Source organism: Micromonospora sp. WMMD987 (assembly GCF_029581435.1).
Classification (GTDB): domain Bacteria; phylum Actinomycetota; class Actinomycetes; order Mycobacteriales; family Micromonosporaceae; genus Micromonospora; species Micromonospora rifamycinica.
In genome coordinates, this window is sequence record NZ_CP120861.1 from 4,613,866 (window position 1) to 4,633,651 (window position 19,786).

Annotated in this window: 17 protein-coding genes and 1 tRNA gene; 8 read left to right on the plus strand and 10 right to left on the minus strand. The window is 71.0% G+C overall.

Features of this window, described 5'->3' with window-relative positions:
* The first annotated feature begins 2 nt into the window (after positions 1-2).
* The 3 genes from O7612_RS19325 (at position 3) to O7612_RS19335 (ending at position 3,225) form a co-directional block, all read left to right on the plus strand.
* The gene (locus O7612_RS19325) at positions 3-2,045 is read left to right on the plus strand and encodes a hypothetical protein (protein WP_282266246.1); all 2,043 of its coding nucleotides are present in this window, start codon (positions 3-5) and stop codon (positions 2,043-2,045) included.
* A gap of 128 nt (positions 2,046-2,173) precedes the next feature.
* Entirely contained in the window at positions 2,174-2,641 is a 468-nt protein-coding gene (locus tag O7612_RS19330; RefSeq protein WP_231932599.1) for a winged helix-turn-helix domain-containing protein, read from the plus strand.
* A complete protein-coding gene (locus O7612_RS19335) occupies positions 2,620-3,225 on the plus strand; it encodes an IS630 family transposase (protein ID WP_282265593.1) in 606 nt (201 codons plus the stop codon). Before O7612_RS19330 ends, O7612_RS19335 begins: the two co-directional genes overlap by 22 nt.
* A 70-nt stretch (positions 3,226-3,295) precedes the next feature.
* Here the strand turns inward: O7612_RS19335 and O7612_RS19340 are convergent, their stop codons facing one another.
* Entirely contained in the window at positions 3,296-3,697 is a 402-nt protein-coding gene (locus O7612_RS19340) for a hypothetical protein (RefSeq protein ID WP_282266248.1), read from the minus strand.
* A 36-nt stretch (positions 3,698-3,733) separates the two neighbouring features.
* Here O7612_RS19340 and O7612_RS19345 point away from each other — a divergent pair, with 36 nt between their 5' ends.
* The 5 genes from O7612_RS19345 to O7612_RS19365 all read left to right on the plus strand — a co-directional run bounded on the left by O7612_RS19345 (position 3,734) and on the right by O7612_RS19365 (position 10,836).
* Complete coding sequence (locus O7612_RS19345) at positions 3,734-7,105, plus strand: NACHT domain-containing protein (RefSeq protein WP_282266250.1); 3,372 nt, start codon at positions 3,734-3,736, stop codon at positions 7,103-7,105.
* A 290-nt stretch (positions 7,106-7,395) separates the two neighbouring features.
* On the plus strand, positions 7,396-8,112 hold the full coding sequence (locus O7612_RS19350; protein WP_282273956.1) for a hypothetical protein: 717 nt from the start codon (positions 7,396-7,398) through the stop codon (positions 8,110-8,112).
* Positions 8,105-9,415, plus strand: a complete 1,311-nt coding sequence (locus O7612_RS19355) for a DNA methyltransferase (protein ID WP_282266252.1) — start codon at positions 8,105-8,107, stop codon at positions 9,413-9,415. The genes O7612_RS19350 and O7612_RS19355 overlap by 8 nt, the downstream gene beginning before the upstream one ends.
* Entirely contained in the window at positions 9,412-9,621 is a 210-nt protein-coding gene (locus tag O7612_RS19360; protein WP_067304616.1) for a helix-turn-helix domain-containing protein, read from the plus strand. Before O7612_RS19355 ends, O7612_RS19360 begins: the two co-directional genes overlap by 4 nt.
* A 3-nt stretch (positions 9,622-9,624) precedes the next feature.
* A complete protein-coding gene (locus tag O7612_RS19365; protein WP_282266254.1) occupies positions 9,625-10,836 on the plus strand; it encodes a site-specific integrase in 1,212 nt (403 codons plus the stop codon).
* Positions 10,837-10,951: 115 nt separating this feature from the next.
* On the opposite strand, the gene O7612_RS19370 is transcribed toward O7612_RS19365, so the two are convergent.
* The 9 genes from O7612_RS19370 to ald form a co-directional block, all read right to left on the minus strand.
* Positions 10,952-11,025 (minus strand) — tRNA-Pro (locus tag O7612_RS19370).
* A 167-nt stretch (positions 11,026-11,192) separates the two neighbouring features.
* Positions 11,193-12,590, minus strand: a complete 1,398-nt coding sequence (gene der, locus O7612_RS19375; RefSeq protein ID WP_067304620.1) for a ribosome biogenesis GTPase Der — start codon at positions 12,588-12,590, stop codon at positions 11,193-11,195.
* Positions 12,587-13,267 carry a (d)CMP kinase gene (gene cmk, locus O7612_RS19380; protein WP_282266256.1) on the minus strand — a complete coding sequence of 227 codons (681 nt, stop codon included), beginning with the start codon at positions 13,265-13,267 and terminating at the stop codon, positions 12,587-12,589. The genes der and cmk overlap by 4 nt, the downstream gene beginning before the upstream one ends.
* Positions 13,268-13,458: 191 nt before the next feature.
* Positions 13,459-14,229 (minus strand): pseudouridine synthase, encoded by a 771-nt coding sequence (locus tag O7612_RS19385; protein ID WP_282266257.1) that lies wholly within the window; start codon positions 14,227-14,229, stop codon positions 13,459-13,461.
* Positions 14,216-15,154, minus strand: coding sequence for an SMC-Scp complex subunit ScpB (gene scpB, locus O7612_RS19390; protein WP_282266258.1), 939 nt, complete (start codon positions 15,152-15,154; stop codon positions 14,216-14,218). The genes O7612_RS19385 and scpB overlap by 14 nt, the downstream gene beginning before the upstream one ends.
* Positions 15,154-16,185 (minus strand): segregation/condensation protein A, encoded by a 1,032-nt coding sequence (locus tag O7612_RS19395; RefSeq protein ID WP_282266260.1) that lies wholly within the window; start codon positions 16,183-16,185, stop codon positions 15,154-15,156. The genes scpB and O7612_RS19395 overlap by 1 nt, the downstream gene beginning before the upstream one ends.
* Before the next feature lie 86 nt (positions 16,186-16,271).
* Positions 16,272-17,195, minus strand: coding sequence for a ParA family protein (locus O7612_RS19400; RefSeq protein WP_067315071.1), 924 nt, complete (start codon positions 17,193-17,195; stop codon positions 16,272-16,274).
* Between the two features lie 171 nt (positions 17,196-17,366).
* A complete protein-coding gene (locus tag O7612_RS19405) occupies positions 17,367-18,500 on the minus strand; it encodes a site-specific tyrosine recombinase XerD (protein WP_282273957.1) in 1,134 nt (377 codons plus the stop codon).
* Complete coding sequence (gene ald, locus O7612_RS19410; RefSeq protein ID WP_282266262.1) at positions 18,497-19,612, minus strand: alanine dehydrogenase; 1,116 nt, start codon at positions 19,610-19,612, stop codon at positions 18,497-18,499. The genes O7612_RS19405 and ald overlap by 4 nt, the downstream gene beginning before the upstream one ends.
* Positions 19,613-19,786 lie beyond the last annotated feature (174 nt).

Genomic DNA, 19,786 nt, shown 5'->3' on the forward strand with positions numbered 1-19,786 from the left:
TGATGTCGCTGCTGCTCGTCCTGGCGTTCCTGGTCGGCCCGCCGGTGGTGCTCCTGACCGTGATCGGCCCGCCCCTTCGCGGCTGGCCCACCACGGACCAGTTACGAGCCTGGTTGCAGCAGCCGTTGACCGAAGAGACCCTGACCGCCGGACTCGCCATCGGCGCGTGGTTGATCTGGCTGCTCGTCGCCTACACCGTCGCGGTCCGGACCATCGTCCGCCTCCGCGCGACCACGGCATGGCTACGGCGGGTACCCCTTCCTACCCCTCTGCAGGCGACGGCCAGCGGGATGGCCGGTGCAGCCGTCTTCGGCGTCACCACCAACACCGTCACCACCACGCCACCGCAACCGCCACAGCCCACAGCAACAGGCACCGCTACCTTCCACGACGAGAGCACCCCGGACGACCATCGCGACCAGGCCGTACGCGAGGAGGGGGTCACGGTTGCCGGTGGCTGGCTGCCCCGGAACGTCGCCGAGCAGGTCACCGCCGCCGCAGCACTGATCTGGCTACGCCGCCGCCGCGACTACCAACCCCACCCCACCCACCCCGACGACACCGACCTCACCCCACTACCGCCCACCGTCACCGCCGTCCAAGCCGCCCTCGCCGACACTCCCCCAGCACCGCCGTCGGACGGAAGCACGGCCCCCTTCGCAGCCCTGCCGGCTGGCGGCGTGGGCCTAACCGGACCGGGCGCACTGCCCGTCGGACGAGGACTGCTGGTCACCGCCATCCTGGCCGGGCGAGACCCTAGCGCGAGCTCGTTGATCATCACCAAGGCAACGCTGGCACACCTTCTCGGACCGGCCGCGGAGACGCTCGGGCCACGCCTGCCGCTGACGATCGTCGACACCGTTGACGAAGCAGCATACCTACTCCAACCAGACGGCCCTGCCACTGAGGAGTCCTCCCCTGGTCAGCGTCCAGACGAGCTGTCGAGTGGGCCTAACCATCGGACGATCGTGCTTCTCAACGAACACGACGGCGACGAAGAGCAGTTGACACAACTCGCCGCGACAGGCACCGCCACCGCTGCCCTCTTGGTCGTTCTGGGGAAACGGCCGGATGGGCCGAACTGGCACGCCGACTCCACCGGTCACCTGCACGGCCCATACCACCCCGGTAAGCCGAGCCCGCGGCTGTGCGTCCTGGACCAGACGGCAACCACCGACCTCCTCACCGTCATCGCCGGTCCCGACTCGACACCACCCCACCCCGACAGCGGACGCTCACCACTCCCCTACGCGAGACCACCAGAGCTGCCACTGTCACGACAGGTCGCCCGGCACGGAACTTCACGCCTGTCCCCGACGTCCCGGCAGCGGCTCTATCTGCGCGTCCTGGGTGACCCGCAACTGCTCATCGACAGCGAACCCCTGACCATCCGCCGCAGCGCCGGCCTCCAAATCCTCGTCTACCTCGCTGTCCACCCCAACGGGGCCGACACCGCACAACTCACCGACGCCATCTGGCCGGGACTGCCGCGCCACTCCCTCACCGGCCGCCTCTACACCGCCCTCAGCGACCTCCGCCGCACCATCCGAAGCACAAACGACCTACCCGTCATCGACCACTCCGATAACCACTACCGCCTCAACCCCGCGCACATCGACGTCGACCTGTGGCAACTTCACGCCACCATCCACCAGGCTGCCGCCACCCTCACCCTCACCCACACCGCCACTGCCTGGCAGACCGTGCTCGACGCCTATCCCGCGGACCTCGCCACCACCCGCACCTGGCCATGGCTCGACCCTCACCGCGAAGCAACCCGCCGCCGTATCATCGACCTGTGCGCCACCCTCGCCGCCAAGGAACCCGATCCGCACCGCTTTCTACAGTTGCTGCAGGACGGCATCCACATCGACCCGTACAACGCCGACCTACATGGGCTCGCCGGCCGTGCCCTCATCGACTTGGGTGAGCTGGAAGCAGCCGTCGAGCTGCAGCAACGGCATCAGCAGTCCCTCTCACGAGTTGGGCTCGACAGCGAGTTCTCTCCCCGCGTCTCGTTCACCGCACCAGACGCCGGTAGGTGATGCTGTCGCAAGCCATGACCGGCTGGCCGCGCTACAGATCTTGAATGGTCAGGTTCGTCCGATGTGGCCTGTGTGGCGACGTTGGGTTGGGGTAGTTCGATGGGATGAGGTATCCCGATGGAGGTGGGTTGTCTGCGCGGGGGCGGGCGAAGCGTGAGGCGGTACGGCGGCAGGCTGCCGGGTGGTTCGCCGAGGATGTGTCGGTGCCGGAGATCGCGCGGAGGCTGCGGGTGTCGCGGACCGCGGTGTACGGGTGGCGTAAGCGGTGGCGGGCCGGTGGTGAACAGGCTCTGGCGTCGAAAGGGCCTGGCGGGTCGCGGTGTCGGCTGGACGAGGGGCGGCTGCGGCGGCTGGCTGACGCCCTGGACGAGGGGCCGGCGGCGCACGGGTTCGGCGTCGATCAGCGGTGGACCCTGGCCCGGGTGTCGGACCTGATCGCCCGGAAGTTCCACACCCGGTACACGTTGCGCGGGACGGCGAACATCATGTACCGGCTGGGCTGGTCGGTGCAGGTCCCCGCGCATCGTGCGGTCGAGCGTGACGAGGCCGCGATCATCACGTGGCGGCGGGAGACGTGGCCGGCGGGAAAACGGTAGCGGCGCAGCGGCAGGCGTGGCTGGTCTTCGAGGACGAGGCCGGTCAGACGTTGCGCCCACCGAAGGCCCGCACCTGGGGACCACGCGGGCACACACCCGTGGTCCCGGTGTCGGGCAAGGGCTCCGGCCGGGTCTCGATCGCCGGCCTGACCTGCTACCGGCCCGGCCAGCGGTCGCGGTTCATCTACCGCACGATCGTGCACCGCCGCCGCAAGAACGAGCGGCGCAGCTTCAGCGAACGCGACTACATCGCCCTCCTCGACGCCGCCCACCAACAACTCGACGGCCCGATCGTGCTGATCTGGGACAACCTCAACACCCACGTCAGCGCCGCCATGCGGCAGATGATCGACGCCCGGGACTGGCTGACCGTCATCCGACTACCCGCTTACGCCCCGGACCTGAATCCCACCGAGGCCGTGTGGTCCCACCTCAAACGCAGCATCGGCAACCTCGCCGTCACTGGCGTCGATCACCTCCAGGCGATCATCAAGAACCGTCTCAAGAGCATCCAGTACCGCACCGACCTACTCGACGGCTTCCTCGCTCACACCGGCCTGACACTCGAACCCGACACAACCTGACCATTCAAGATCTGTAACAGCCTCTTCCGCAGGGAGCGGCTGTCGTAGCGACTGCCTGCGGGGGACTCGATTACCGCTGGGCACCGGTGTTGGCGTCGCCACCTTCCCCGGTCGCCTTCGCCGTACCGGTCTTTCTGATCTTGATCGGCCGTCTCGTGCCCGGATCACCGGACAGGCCGGTGTTGGCCCTTCCGCCGTCGCGTGCCTCGGCGTCGCCGGTGCCGGACACTTCGATCGCGGAGTCGTCGCGCCTGGCGTCGAGGGCCGCCCATACCGCTACGCCGACGGCGGCGACTGCGGCCAATGCCGATACCGCCGAGGCCATCCGGCCGGTCTCGTCCCAGCCGACGATCGCGAAGGTCGCCGCGAGGCCGGCCACGGCCAGGCAGGTGATCAGCAGCGCCAGACGACGTGGACTCATGCCTCCAGTGTCCACCTTTGACGGGCCGAATCTAACCACCTGAATCGACACTTCAGACGCCTTGCCCGCTGTGCCACGATGGATAGCGTGTGGGAGTGGCTGCGGCGACCGCGGGTGATCGTCCGCGACACCGGGAAAGCCACCGCCGACAGCGGTGGAGTTGCAGTCACCGGAGCTGTGTTCGGTGACATCTCGATCAACGTGCTCACTCCACCGGTGCGATCGGCCTACCTCGAACAGGTCCGGCGTATCGCACCTGACAGCCTGACGGGCCGCGACGGCGACCTGGCCGATCTGGCAGCCTTCTGCACCGCCGATGGCCCTGCCTACCTGAGGCTGAACGGCGACGCCTGGGCCGGAAAGTCGGCCCTGATGTCCTGGTTCGTGCTGCACCCGCCGCCGGGCGTACGCGTGCTGTCGTTCTTCCTCACCGCACGGTTCGCCGGCCAGAGCGATCGCCGCGCCTTCACCGATGTCCTGCTCGAACAATTAGCGGACCTCCTCGACCGACCGATACCCGCCTTCCTGACCAACGCCACCAGAGAGGTCCACCTGCTCGCGATGCTGCGCGACGCAGTCGACGTGCACACCGAACAGCGACAGCGCCTCGTGCTCGTCGTCGACGGTCTCGACGAGGACCGGGGAGTGACTCCGGAAGCCGACTCCTACAGCGTCGCCGCGCTGCTGCCGTCCCACCCGCCACCGGCGCTGCGCATCATCGTGACCAGCCGGCCCGATCCTCCGCTGCCCGACGACCTGCCCGAAGATCATCCACTGCGTGACCCGGCGGTCACCCGCACGCTGGCCCCCTCCCCCGAGGCCCAGGTGATCCGCGAGGACGCCCTGCGCGAGTTGCGCAGGCTGATCCACGGCACCGAGCGGGAACGGGATCTGCTGGCGCTGGTGGCCAGCGCCGGAGGCGGTCTGAGCGGCCGAGACCTTGCGGAGCTGATGGGTGTTCCCGCCGTCGACGTGCTCGACCAGCTCAACACGGCGTCAGGGCGGACGTTCACCCGCCGACCGACACGCCGCTCCGTTGACGTCTATCTGCTCGCCCACGAAGAGCTACAGGCAGAGGCCCTGACCCGGCTCGGGGACGAACGGCTGATCGCGTGCCGGAGCCGGTTGCACCGCTGGGCGGAAGGCTATGCTTCGCTCGGCTGGCCGGACGACACACCCGAATACCTGTTCACCACCTATTTCCGGATGCTGAGCGACACCGGTGATCAGCAACGACTGATCCACCTGGCCGGTGACCAGCAACGGCAGGACCGCATGCTCACCGTGCTCGGCAGCGACGCGGCCGCGCTGGCCGAGATCCGATCGGCCCTGCAGGCCGCTCTCGCCGCCGCGGAGCCCGACCTGACCCGCATGGCGCAACTGGCCCTGCGGCGCGGCGAACTGGTCAGACGTAACGTCGCGCTGCCCGGGTCACTGGCCGTGGCCTGGGCCGAACTGGGCGACCTCGACCGCGCACAGGCAATGGGCATCACCCTCCGAGCGGACGAAACCCTGGCGCAGGTCGCCGCCGAGGCAGCCCGGCAAGGACAACTCGGCCGGGCTGGCGACATCTGCCGCGACATCGCCACCCCGCACCATCTCGCCACGGCACTCAGCGCGATCGCTGCAGCCTGCGATCGCGGCTCCCCCGCGACCGGGGAGGCCGTCGAACAGATCACCCGGATCGCCGACCAGGTGACCGACGGACACGACCGGGCCGTCATCCAGACCGCACTGGCCGTGGCAACCGACGCTCACGGCGAGCAGGAACAGGCACGCTCACTACTGAACACGGCCTGCCACACCGCCGATGCAGTCGAGGACGCACTCCTCCGCGAGGCCGCGCTGAGGACGGTCGCCGCAGCCGGTGCCGCCATCAGCGATCTGGACCAGGCGATGAACGCCGCACACTCGATGCGGTTCCTCGCCGAAGAAGCCCTTGTCACCCTGGTTCGACCACTGATCACCGCCGGGCGGACACCTACCGCCCAAGCCATCGTCGACCGCACGATCGGCGTCGGCGCCCGGATCCTCGGAGCCGCCGCGCTGGCCCACGGCCTCGCCGAAGGCGGTCGGCCGGAGCAGGCCGCGCTGGCGCTCGACGACGCCGAGACAAGGGCACGCGCGTTCGCTGAGCGCGGCGCCGCCGAACTGGCGACGCCGTTTCTCATCGCTGTCGCGGAGGCCGCGACCACCGTGGACCACGACCGCGCCGCAGTGCTACTCGACATCGCCGAGCAGACCGCCCGCCGGGCAGACACCGCCCGCCACCGCGCCGAGGCCCTCGTCGTCGTCGCCCGTTCCATCGGCCGCCTCGGCGACCGCGATCGCGCCGGCACCCTGCTGCGCGACGCCGAGACGGCCACCCGGGCGGAGTCGTCCGCGATGGACCTCGCAACCCTGAGCAGTCTCGCCACGGCGGTTGCCGTGATCGACTTCGACCGTGCGGTCGAACTCGCCAGGCTGCCCACCGGCCCCTACGACCGGTTGCAGGTCCTGAACTCCATACTCGCGGTCGCCGGACCCGACGATGCCGGCCGCGACCGGCTGATCGAGCACGTGGCCCTGGCACAGGCGGAGACATCCGGCACCAACGTCGCCGACTACGCGGCGGGCCTGGCAGCCCGCATCGCCTTGCGGCTCGACGTACCCGATGCGGTCACCCGGGCGATCGACGCGGCCACGCAGACCGCCCGCGACGGGATCGTCACCGATCTCGCCGTCCTCGCCGCGGAACTGGGCCGAGTCGACCAGGCGCGACGATTCCTCGATCAGATCGACGCACCGATGTACCGGGGCAAAGCGTTGGGGGCTCTCGTCACCGCGACCGGTCCCGGTGAGCAGGCCACGGCGCTGGCCGGTGAACTCGTCCGCCTCGCCGAAACCGGTGCCGGGTCATGGCCCACACTGCTGGCGCTACCCGCCGTGGACGCCCTCACCGATGCCGGGGACTTGACCGGAGCGCTGAGCTTCGCCGAATCCCTAGGCTATCCGCCGGATCGCGACAAGGCTCTGCGTGTCGTGGCCCGGGCCACAGCCGTCCACGGGGACATCAAGGCAGCGATCTCCCTCATCGAACGCATCGATGATCCACAGGAACGCATGACGGCGCTGGCAGAACTGGTCGGCCCTGCCGCCGCTGCGGGCGAATGGTCGCTGGCAGTCCAACTCGCCACCGGCGAAGCGGTACCCGCGTGGCTCAAGGCCCACGCCCTGGCCGACCTGGTGGAAATTCTCGCCGACGCTGGGAACGAAGAACTCGCCGGATCCATCACTGCTGCCATCGGCGACGACATCCCATGGCAGCGAGCTATGCGGGCACGCATCCGGCACTCCGGTTCGCTGCAGCAGTCCCGGCGGCTGATCGCCGAACTGCTGACCCAGGCACCCGTAACGGTAGGGCTGAGCCTGCTCGGCGCTACCGAGCCCGCGGCACTGCTCTCCCTGCTACCCGATTGACCAACTCGATCATCACCTTAGGTTATTGCAATGTGACGTCATGTCGGCTCTCGGCGCAGAACACGCCGGACGGAGGCGACAGCCGGGGAACAAACCGGCGCGGCTTCCTCGCTCACACCGGACTGACCCTCGAACCCGACACAACCCGACCATTCAAGATCTGCATCGCTCCTGTTCAGGTAGGCGGCGGGCAACACGCCATCGTCAACGCAGGCTCTGGCTTCCAATCCGAGGTCCAGATTTGTAATCCCTTGGTGTCAGCGCTCGTCGGCGGACGTGGCCCACACGCCATGCCTGAACCCAGCTCCACCGCTCCCGGTGACCGGCCTCAGCCGGTACCGGTTGGGTTGCTCATCCCCCACACCCGCACACCGCGAACGCACGGCCTGGAAGTGCCGGACTGGCACGGACTGTCCCCGAACCATCTCGCCTACCTCATCCGCCGGTACACCGACGCCGGAGATGTGGTTCTCGACCTCGGCACGCACCCCACCGCCCTCGCCGCGACCACCTACCTGCACCGGATACCAGCCCAGCTGCTCACCGACTCCCACGGTCTACGCCTGCAGCTCCCACCTACCGCACGCCCGAACTCCGATGTGCCTCATCAGCCCGATCGGGATGTCGACCTGATCCTGGCGGCGCTACCACAGGCGATCGAGAGGCTTCCCCACGACGACCTGACCACCGCAATGAGCACCTGGCGGGAACTGCTGCGCCCCGGCGGGTTCCTGATCGCCGGACTCACCACCACACCACCCCCACCCGGTGGGTTCAGCTACCGCGCGACGGTCATCGCCGCCGCCCGCGCCGCCGGCCTCTTCTACCACCAGCACATCCCCGCCGTCCTCGTTCCGCTACCCGAGCACGAACCGCGCACCACCCCGGAACCCCCCGACGAAGGCGATGACGGGAGGCGCCTGCTCGCCGGCCGTCACCTTCCGGCATTTCGGAACCTGCTCGTGTTCGGGACCACCGCCACCGGTGAGGAGAACACCCATGCCTGAGCCGCATTGGTCGGCGCAGACCCCCGGTCTGCACGACTCCGCGCCACACCCCGACGGGTCCGATCTGCCGGCACTGCTCGCCGAGGGCTATCTCGGCTCGGTGTGGCTCACCGGCCAGCATCCGTCCCGCGACCTCCGTCGCGGCCGATACACCCCGGAGTCGCTGGCCCACCCCGGCAAGATGCTGCCCACCATCGCCCGGTACGCCATCCGCACCTACACCAACCCCGGCGACGTGGTCCTCGACCCCATGGCCGGCATCGGCACCACCATCATCGAGGCCATGCACCTCGGCCGGCACGGCGTCGGGGCCGAGTACGAACCCGAATGGGTCGCCAGCGCAGCCGCCAACATCCACCACGCCGGCCAGACGGGTGCGTCAGGTCGGGGCGAGATCTACCAGGGGGACTCGACCGCGCTGCCGGCACTGCTGCCGGCCAGCCTGCACGGCCGGGCCTCCCTCGTGATCACGTCCCCGCCCTACGGGTCGTCCACCCACGGCCACGTCCGCACCCCCGGCCCGAGACGCGGCAAAGTCCGCAAGATCAACCACAAGTACGGCAGCAGCGACAACCTCGCCTACTGCAGCCACGGCCAACTCGCCGACGGGTTCACCGCGATCCTCGCCGGCTGCCGCACGCTGCTCCGTCCTGGCGGACACGTCATCGTCACCGCCCGGCCCTACCGCCGCCACGGCGAACTCATCGACATCCCCGGCATGGTCACCGCCGCCGGCATCAACGCCGGCCTCGAACTCGTCGAGGAATGCATCGCCCTGGTCTGCGGCGTCCGCAACGGCTCGATCATCCCCCGCGCCTCGTTCTTCCAGCAGAAGAACACCCGTGACGCGATCACCACCGGCGACCCCCAATGGCTCTTGCAGCACGAAGACGTGGTTGTACTCCGCGCCCCGCTTCTGCCTCACGCGGGCTCCAGGGTCCAGCCGGGTTCGCCCGTGGGCGGTCTAAAGGGGCCGGGCGACGACGACCACCCGCACCGGTCGCCAAGTCCACTCCGTCCCACCAGCGCAGGGAGCAACGACGGGCTTGACACCTTCGGGCAGGAACGGATGGATCGACGTCCACATCTGGCGCACCCCGCGGTCGTGCCTTACCACGGCAGCGCCGTCGACCCCCGCTCCCAGCCAGGCTGGGATCCTGAATGGAAGTCAGGCCCATGCACGACCATCCCCCAACCCGCTCCCGTACCGGTGCCCTCAGATGCCGCCGGCTACCGGCGACGGGTCAGCCGCGCCACATCAGGTCAGCAGCCCGATCCCGCCAACACGATGGGCCGCCAATGAGCGCTCCCGCCGTCCCCGAATGGCGGCCCGACCCGCTACTGACCATCGACGACCTCGCCGCCTGGCTGGGCAAGCCCAAGAACACCCTCTACGCCTGGCACAGCCGGGGCAAGGGCCCCCGCGCCATCCGCGTCGGCAACACCCTGCGCTACCGGCGTAGCGAGGTCGAACGCTGGCTCGACGACCACACCGACTCGGAGCGGTGAGTCATGGCCCGACCCGAACTTCCCATCGGCACCTGGGGCACCATCCGTACCGAGAAGCTCGCCGCCAACCGGTTCCGCGCACGCGCCCGGTTCCGTGACTACGACGGCAAGACCCGTGACATCGAGGCCACCGACGCCACCCGCGCCGCAGCCGAACGGGCGCTGAAGGTCAAGCTGCGTGACCGCACCACCCCCAACGACGACGAGATCACCCGGGAGACCCGCGTCAGCCGCCTGGCCGAAGTGTGGATCGAAGAGATCACCGCCGAGGAACGGATCGCACCTCAGACCATCCACCGATATGAGACCAGCGTGCGTACCGCGATCCTGCCCGCCCTCGGCAACCTCCGCATCCGAGAGGCCAGCGTCGGGCGCCTGGACCGGTTCCTCCGCGAGATCGCCAAGGACCGCCCCGCAGCGGCCAAAGGCGTCAAGGTGGTCCTCAGCCAGATGTTCGCGCTGGCCGTCCGCCACGGAGCGATCCCCACCAACCCCGTACGCGACACCGGGCGGCTCCGTAAACCCCGCCGCACCGTCGTCGCCCTCTCCGACGAACACCTCCACGCCGTAAGAACCGCCATCCGCGACTGGCAGCGACCGGTCCCCGGCAAACCCGGACCCCGACACACCGGCGACCTGGCCGACGTCGTCGACCTCATGCTCGCCACCGGCGCTCGCATCGGCGAGATCCTCGCCCTGCGCTGGGAAGACCTCGACCTCGCCACCGAACGCCCCACCCTGACGATCTGCGGCACCCTGGTCTTCGTCACAGGCCAGGGAATCTTCCGACAACCCTGGACCAAGAGCGACGCCGGCCACCGGATGGTCGTTCTGCCCCGATTCGCCATCGGCATGCTCATGGACCGCAAACTCGACGCCTCCGACAACCCCCACGATGCGATCTTCGCGTCCCGGCGCGGCACCTGGCTCTCCCCCAACAATGTCCGCCGCCAGTGGCGTCAGGCCCGCGCCGACACCGACCTCGGCTGGGTCACCCCGCACACCTTCCGCAAGACCGTCGCCACCCTCATCAAGGAAGAGAAGGACACCAAGAGCGCGTCCGCGCAGCTCGGACACTCCAGCGAGGAGGTCACCGACACCTACTACATCGCCAAAGCCGTCCAAGCCCCGGACGTCTCCGACATCCTCGAACGGCTGGGCACCCACCACCACCGCCGTTCCGCACCACCAAATCCCAACGATGCACATGGATGACAGAACCTGACCGCCGACCCCGGTAAACGGGGGGTTTTCGGGGGGAGGTTCAAATCTCCATAGAAGAAAGTCGAAGCCCTGACCAGCGTTCCCGCTGGTCAGGGCTTTTTGTCTGTCGGGACGGCCGGATTCGAACCGACGACCCCTTGACCCCCAGTCAAGTGCGCTACCAAGCTGCGCCACGTCCCGTTGCTCGCCGCGGGGTTTCCCCTGCGGCAGCCGGTACAGCTTAGCGCAGGATCTTCGCGCCGCGCGCACAGGCCCCTGCCGCACCACGCGACCGCCGCCACCTCGCCTAAAGCATCCTAGGAAAGGGGGGTCGGGGTGGACCCGACCCCCCTTTCGCCGGAGGTTGGTCAGCCGTGCGCCTTGCCTCGGCCGCCGGGGCCGAGCTTCTTGCGGGGGCGTACCGAGATCTCCACCGGGCTGCCCTCGAAGCCGAACTCCTCGCGGAGCTTGCGCTCGACGAAGCGCTGGTAGCCGGCGTCCAGCGGCGCGGTGGTGAAGAGCACGAACCGCGGCGGCGAGACCCCCGCCTGGGTGGCGAAGAGGATCTTCGGAGCCCGACCGCCACGCACCGGGTGCGGGGTGGCCTGGACCAGGGCGGTGAGCCACTGGTTGAGCTGTGCGGTCGGCACCCGGGTCTCCCAGCTCGCCAACGCCCTACGCAGCGCGGGGGCGAGCTTGTCGACGGCCCGGCCGGTCTGCGCCGACAGGTTGAGCCGGATCGCCCAGGGGATCCGGCGCAGCTCCCGGTCGATCTCCTTGTCCAGGTAGTACCGACGGTCGGCGTCGACCAGGTCCCACTTGTTGAAGACGATCACCAGTGCCCGGCCGGCCTCGACGACCATGGTCAGGATCCGCTGGTCCTGCTCGCTGATCGGCTCGTGGGAGTCGAGCAGCACCACGGCCACCTCGGCCGCCTCGATGGCGCCGGCGGTCCGCAGGCTGGCGTAGTACTCGGTGCCGCTGGCCTTGCCGACCCGCTTGCGCAGCCCGGCGGTGTCGACCAGTTGCCAGGTCTCGCCGCCGATCTCGACCAGGCTGTCCACCGGGTCCACGGTGGTGCCGGCGACCGCGTCGACGACCGCCCGCTCCTCGCCGGAGAACCGGTTGAGCAGGCTCGACTTGCCGACGTTGGGCCGGCCCACCAGGGCCACCCGGCGCGGGCCGCGCGGCCGGTTCTCGACGATCTTCGGCGCGTCCGGCAGCGCGTCCAGGATCGCGTCGAGCAGTTCGCCGGAGCCCCGGCCGTGCAGCGCGGAGACCGGGTACGGCTCGCCGAGGCCCAGCGACCAGAGCGAGGTCGCCTCCATCTCGATGGCGGTGTTGTCGGTCTTGTTGGCCACCAGGATCACCGGCTTGGCGCTGCGTCGCAGCATCTTCACCGCGGCCTCGTCCACATCGGTCGCGCCGACCATGGCATCGACCACGAAGATCACCACATCGGCGGTGACCACCGCCGTCTCGGCCTGGGCGGCGATGGCCGCCGCCCGGTCCTTCGCGTCCGGTTCCCAGCCGCCGGTGTCCACCACGGTGAACGTCCGGCCGTTCCACTGCGCGTCGTACGGCACCCGGTCCCGGGTCACCCCGGGGACGTCCTCCACGACCGCCTGCCGGCGGCCGATGATCCGGTTGACCAGCGTCGACTTGCCCACGTTGGGGCGGCCGACCACGGCGACCACGGGCTGCGGCCCGGTTGGCTCCTCGACGGCGGCCTCCGGTTCGCGCAGCTCCACCCATCCGTCGCTCATGCCACGCCCCGCTCGGCGAGCAGCTCACGCAGCCGGGCGACGACCTCGTCGATGCCCAACTCGGTGGTGTCCAGTTCGACGGCGTCGGTGGACTGCCGCAGCGGGTCGACCGTGCGGGTGGAGTCGAGCCGGTCCCGCCGGGCCAGGTCGGCGGCGGTCGCCGCGACGTCGGCGGCGTCCTCGGCACTACGCCGCCGGGCCCGGGCCGCCTCGGAGGCGGTCAGGTAGACCTTCAGGTCGGCGTCCGGGGCCACCACGGAGCCGATGTCCCGACCCTCGACGACGATCCGGCCGGCATGGGCGATCATGTCCCGCTGCCGGGCGACGAGCAGCGTGCGTACCGCCGGCACGGCGGCCACCGCGGAGACCGCGCCGGTCACCTCCGGCCCCCGGATGTCCGCATCGACACCCACCCCGTCGACGGTCACGCCGTACCCCCGGGGATCGGTGCCGATGCGCAGCTCGACCTCACCGGCGACCTTGCCCACGGCGGCGGCGTCGGCCAGGTCGACGCCGGAGCGCAGCACCGCCCAGGTGATCGCCCGGTACATCGCGCCGGTGTCCAGGTAGCGGGCACCGAGGTCGACGGCGAGCCGCCGCGAGACGGTGGACTTACCCGAACCGGACGGCCCGTCCACAGCGACCACGCAACGCCCGGCCCGTACGTTTTCCTCCACCGTTGTCCTCCTCAGCCCGTACCTCGCGGGTCGCCGGTTCCTCCGGCGCCGTTGAGCGGTCGTCGATCGTCGTCCATCATCCCGCGCCCCGCGGGTCGGCCCCACGCGCCGCCGCCGGGGGCGACGCACGCCACCCGCCGGCCCGTGGGCCGCGTGGAAGCCTACCGGCACACCTACCCGCTACGACCGGGTCAGTCACCCACGGCCTTGAACAGCGCGGCGACCTCCGCGTTGGTCAACCGCCGGATCCGCCCGGTACGCAGGTCACCGAGCTTGATCGGTCCGATCGAGGTACGCACCAGCCGGGACACCGGGTGCCCGACCTCGGCCAGCAACCGGCGGACGATGTGCTTGCGCCCCTCGTGCAGGCTCAGCTCCACCTGGGCGGTTCGGCCCAGGGTGTCCACCACCCGGAACGCGTCGACCTTCACCGGCCCGTCCTCCAGCTCGACGCCGGCCAGCAGCCGCTTGCCCAGGTTGCGCGGGATCGGCCCGGCCACCTCGGCCAGGTAGGTCTTGAGCACCCGGTACGACGGGTGCATCAGCTTGTGGGTGAGGGTGCCGTCGTTGGTGAGCAGCAGCAGGCCCTCGCTGTCCGCGTCGAGCCGCCCGACGTGGTAGACCCGCTGCTCCACCCGGTTGCCGATGAACTCGGCGAGTTCGTTGCGGCCCATGTCGTCGGCCATCGTGGTGACCACCCCGCGCGGCTTGTTCATCGCCACGTACACCAGGCGGTTGTCGGCCTGGAGGCGTTCGCCGTCGACGTGGATCACGGCGGTGGCGGGGTCGACCTTGTCCCCGAGCTGGGCGACCCGGCCGTCCACGGTCACCCGACGCCGGAAGATCAGGTCCTCGCAGGCGCGGCGGGAGCCGACACCGGCGGCGGCGAGCACCTTCTGGAGACGTTCGGCGCCCTCGTACACCGGGGCGTCGGGCTTGGGGGAACGGTTATCGCGTGGCATCGGCAAGCTCTTCTACGTCGTCGGGGAGGAACGGGGCAAGCGGGGGCAGGTCGGCGACCGAGTCCAGGCCCAGCTTCTCCAGGAACATCGTGGTGGTCCGGTAGAGGAACGCCCCGCTGTCCGGTTCGGCGCCGCACTCCTCGACCAACCCACGCGACACCAGGGTACGGAGCACCCCGTCACAGTTGACACCCCGGATGGCCGAGACCCGCCCCCGGGTCACCGGCTGCTTGTAGGCGATCACCGCGAGCGTCTCCAACGCGGCCTGGGTCAGCCGGGCCGCCTGCCCGTCCAGCACGAACCGTTCCACATGTGCCGCGTATTCCGGCCGGGTGTAGAGCCGCCAGCCCCCCGCCGCCCGGCGCAGTTCGAAGCCGTGCCCGGCGGCGGTGTAGCCGGCGGCGATGTCGTCGAGCACCGGCCCGATCCGTTCCGGCCGCTGCTCGAGCACCTGGGCCAGCAGCAGCTCGCTGACCGGTTCGTCGACCACCAGCAGGATGGCCTCCAACGCGCCGCGCAGCTCCGCGTCGTCCAACTCGGGTGCGGGCTCCGGCACGACCGCCGCCCGCCGCCGCCCCGCCGACTGCCGCCTCGGTACGCCCGCCGTGCCCCGCTCCCCCGCCGCCGTCCCCGGCCCGCCGGGCACCGCCCCGACCGGGGTGCGCTCCGGTGCGGCGGGTACCGCCCCGGCCGGTATCCGGTCCGGTTCCGGGGGTGCCTCGGCCGGGGTCCGGTCCTCCGGGGGTGCCGCCCCGGCCGGGGTCCGGTCCTCCGGGGGTGCCGCCCCGGCCGGGGTCCGGTCCTCCGGGGGTGCCGCCCCGGTCGGGGTGGGAGCGGGGTTCTGCCGGGCGGTGGGGCGTTCCCACGGGGGAACCCAGGCGGCGGCCTGGTCGGCCAGCGAGTCCTGGCGCTCCTCGTCGCTCATCACGTCTCCTGCGTCGGTGCGGGCTCGTCCACCGGCCCGGCGGAAGCCGGGGCGGCGGGTCCGGCCGGTACGGGGTCGGCCACGGCGGGCGCGGAACCGGCCGGCTGTCCGGGGTCGGGAGCCGCCGGGGCGGGGTCGGCGGGGCTGCCGGCGTACTCGTCGATCTGCAGGTCGGCACCCCCGTCGGCCGGTCCGGTCCAGCGTACGGTCAGCTCCTCCAGGGCCTCCTCCTGGACGAAGGCGACCAGGCCCTCCCGGTACAGCTCCAGCAGGGCCAGGAAGCGGGCCACCACCTCCAGGGTGATCCCGCAGTCGGCGCAGAGCAGCGTGAAGGTGGCCACCCCGGCCCGACGCAGCCGCTCGGCCAGGATCGCCGCGTGCTCCCGGACGCTCACCCGGACCAGGTGCACGTGCGCGATGGAGACCTCCGGCACCGGTTTCGGGGTCATCGCCCGGACCGCCAGCTTGAGCAGCCGCTCAGGGCCGATGCCGAGCACCAGGTCGGGCAGGGCTTCGGCGTACCGGGGCTCCAGGGTGACCGCGCGCGGGTACCGCCGACCGCCGACCGCCTCCAGCTCGGCGATGTGCGCCGCCGCCTCCTTGAACGCCTTGTACTGCAACAGCCGGGCGAAGAGCAGGTCCCGCGCCTCCAGCAGGGCGAGGTCCTCCTCGTCCTCCACCTCGGCCGAGGGCAGCAGCCGGGCGGCCTTCAGGTCGAGCAGGGTGGCGGCGATGAGCAGGAACTCGCTGGTCTCGTCGAGGTCCCACTGGTCGCCCATGGCCCGGATGTAGGCGATGAACTCGTCGGTGACGGTGTGCAGGGCCACCTCGGTGACGTCCAGCTTGTGTTTGCTGATCAGTTGCAGCAGCAGGTCGAACGGGCCGGTGAAGTTCGCCAGCCGGACGGTGAAGCCGGTGCCCTGACCGGTCTGCGGCCCGTCCGTCGGACCGGTCGCCGCCTCGGCGGCCCCGGCGGCCGGCACGGGCGGCGGCTGCGGGGGCGGCGGCGGGTGCAGCGGTGGCGCGGTCACCGCACGACCGTAGTGCACGCCCCGGCAGCGCAGGTGGTCGCCGTCGGGGGCGGGTCGGACGTGGCGCGGCGACGGCGCATCCCGGCCTACCGGTCGGCCTGGGCGGCGATCACCTCACGGGCCAACTGCCGGTAGTTACGCGCCCCGGAGGAGGCCGGGTCGAGGGTGGTGATCGGGGCGCCGGCCACCGTGGACTCGGGGAACTTCACGGTCTTGGTGATGACGGTCTGGTAGACCTTGTCGCCGAACGCCTCGACGACCCGCTGGAGCACCTGGCGGCAGTGGGTGGTGCGGCTGTCGTACATGGTGGCGAGGATGCCCTCGAGTTCCAGGTCGAAGTTGAGCCGTTCGCGGACCTTGTCGATGGTGTCCAGCAGCAGCGCCACCCCGCGCAGGCTGAAGAACTCGCACTCGAGCGGGATGAGCACACCGTGTGCCACGGTCAACGCGTTGATCGCCAGCAGGCCCAGCGACGGCTGGCAGTCGATCAGGATGTAGTCGTACTCCTTGCGCACGTTGCGCAGCACCCGGGCCAGGGCCATCTCCCGGGCGACCTCGTTGACGAGCTGTATCTCGGCGGCGGAGAGGTCGATGTTGGCGGGCAGGATGTGCAGTCCGGCCACGTCCGTCTTGATCAGGACGTCCTCGGCCATCACGTCGTCCTGCATGAGCAGGTTGTAGACCGACAGGTCGAGGTTGTGCGGGTTCACGCCCAGCCCCACCGAGAGCGCGCCCTGCGGGTCGAAGTCGACCAGCAGCACCTTGCGGCCGTACTCGGCCAGGGCCGCGCCCAGGTTGATGGTGGTGGTGGTCTTGCCGACGCCACCCTTCTGGTTGGCCATCGCGATGATCCGGGCCGGACCGTGCCGGTCGGTGGGCATCGGCTCGGGGATCGGCTTGCGCATCGTGTAGGCGGCCGGGTCGGCCGGGCCCAGGTCGGCGCCGAGCGACGCCTGCTGCTCACGGAGCTCCGACGTCCAGGCGTCGGCACGGTCACCGTTGCCAGCCATGTCCTCGTTGCCCCCTCCCGACGACCACCCGGCGTCGGAGCAGTCCGACGTCCTTCGCGGCGCCGCTGCGCACCCCGGTTGTCGCCCAGGAGGTCCGCGCCGATGCCGACTCTACGCCACCGACGACCAGCGCGTTCGGCACCGGTCCGGCGTGTCGGGTGTATCGGCCGGTCAGCGGTCCGAGGGGCGGGTACCCGCCCGACCCTCGGCGGCCGTGGGCGGGCGGGTGTCCCGGGCGCGGGGGTGGGTGGTGGCGTACACCTCGCGTAGCCGGTCCACGGTGACCAACGTGTACACCTGGGTGGTGGTGACCGAGGCGTGGCCGAGGAGTTCCTGCACCACCCGCACGTCGGCGCCGCCGTCGAGCAGGTGGGTGGCGTACGAGTGGCGCAGGGTGTGCGGGGAGACCGCCTGCGGGCCTTCCACCGGCAGCCCGGCCCGTCGCGCGGCCCGTCGCAGCACGGTCCACGCGCCCTGCCGGGTCAGCGGCCCGCCCCGGGTGTTGACGAAGACCGCCGGGTTGCCCCGGCCGGCGGCGACCAGCCCCGGTCGGGCCCGCACCAGGTAGGCCCGCAGCGCCCGCACGGCGTACCCGCCGACCGGCACCAGCCGGGTCCGCCCGCCCTTGCCGCGCAGCAGCGCGGTGCCCTCCACGACGTCCACGTCGGCCATGGCCGCACCGCCGACGTCCACGTCGGCCATGGCCGCACCGCCGACGTCCACGTCGGCCATGGCCGCACCGCCGACGTCCACGTCGTCCACGGCCGCACCGACCGCCTCGGAGATCCGCGCGCCGGTGCCGTACAGGAACTCCAGCAGCGCCCGGTCGCGCAGCATGACGGCGGCCCCGTCGCCGGTGGCGGTGACCTCGCCGGCGGCTTCCAGCAGCCGGACCACGTCCTCGACCGGCAACGCCCGGGGCAACCGGCGGGCGGCGACGGGCGGCCGGACGTCCCGGCTGGGGTCGGCACCGGCCAGCCCCTCCCGGAGGGCGAACCGGTGCAGCCCGCGCACGGCGGAGGCGGCCCGGGCGGCCGAGGTCACCGCCAGCGGGGGGTGGTCCTCGTCGCCGGCACGCAGCCGCGCGAGGTGCGCCTCGACCTGCCCGGTCCCGACGGCGGCCAGCTCGACCACCCCGGCGGCGGCCAGGGTGGCCAGGTACCGCTCCAGGTCCCGGCGGTACGCGGTGAGGGTGTTCGCCGCCAGCCCCCGCTCCACGGTGAGGTGGTCGAGGTAGCCGCGCACGGCCCGCCGCAGGGCCGGTGCGGGTTCCCCGGCCCCGTCGTCGCGGCTCCGGTCGGTCAGGCCAGCACCTCGGCCAGGGGAAGGGTCGTCAGGCCGTGCGCCTCGGCGACCGGGCCGTAGACCACCCGGCCGTCGTGGGTGTTCAGGCCCAGCGCCAGGGCGGGGTCGCGGCGCAACGCGTCGCGCCAGCCGTGGTCGGCCAGTTCGAGGGCGTACGGCAGGGTGACGTTGGTCAGCGCGTAGGTGCTGGTGTGCGGCACCGCGCCGGGCATGTTCGCCACGCAGTAGAAGATCGAGTCGTGCACCTGGTAGGTCGGCTCGGCGTGCGTGGTGGGACGGGAGTCCTCGAAGCAGCCGCCCTGGTCGATGGAGATGTCGACCAGCACGCTGCCCGGCTTCATCCGGGAGACCAACTCGTTGGAGATCAGCGTCGGGGCCTTCGCCCCCGGGACGAGGACCGCCCCGATGACCAGGTCCGCGTCGAGCACCGCCCGCTCGATCTCGTACGCGTTGGAGGCGACCGTCTGCAGGTGGCCCCGGTAGATGGCGTCGGCCTGCCGCAGCCGGGCCACGTTCATGTCCAGCAGCAGCACCTCCGCCTGGAGGCCCAGGGCGATGGCGGCGGCGTTCATGCCGGACACGCCCGCGCCGATGACCACGGTCTTCGCCGCGTACACCCCGGAGACGCCGCCCATCAGGATGCCCCGCCCGCCGCCCTGCCGCTGGAGGTGGTACGCGCCGACCTGCGGGGCGAGCCGGCCGGCCACCTCGGACATCGGGGCGAGCAGCGGCAGCGACCGGTCGGGCAGCTCGACGGTCTCGTAGGCGATGCCGGTGACCCGCCGGTCGACCAGCGCGTCGGTGCACTCCTTGGAGGCGGCCAGGTGCAGGTAGGTGAAGAGCACCTGCCCGGCCCGCATCCGGTGGTGCTCCTCGGCGATCGGCTCCTTGACCTTGAGCACCAGCTCGGCGGTGTCCCACACCTCGTCGGCGGTGCCGAGGATGGTGGCCCCGGCCGCGACGAACTCGTCGTCGGTGAGGCTGGACCCGACACCGGCGCCCGCCTCGACGAAGACCTGGTGACCGTGGCGGACGAACTCGTTGACGCCCGCCGGCGTGATCGCCACGCGGTACTCGTGGTTCTTGATCTCGCGTGGGATTCCGACCTTCACGATGCCGACACCTTCCTCCGGGGTGCCGCACCCCGGACTGCGCGGTGCCCGGTCGGCTCCGTTGCCGACGCGGTCCACCGGTTCCGCCGGCGGCAGTCTAGGCGTGTCGCCACCCGCCGACGGTAGGCACAGTGACAACCGGTGCCCGTTGTGCCTGACAATGTGTCAGGCATA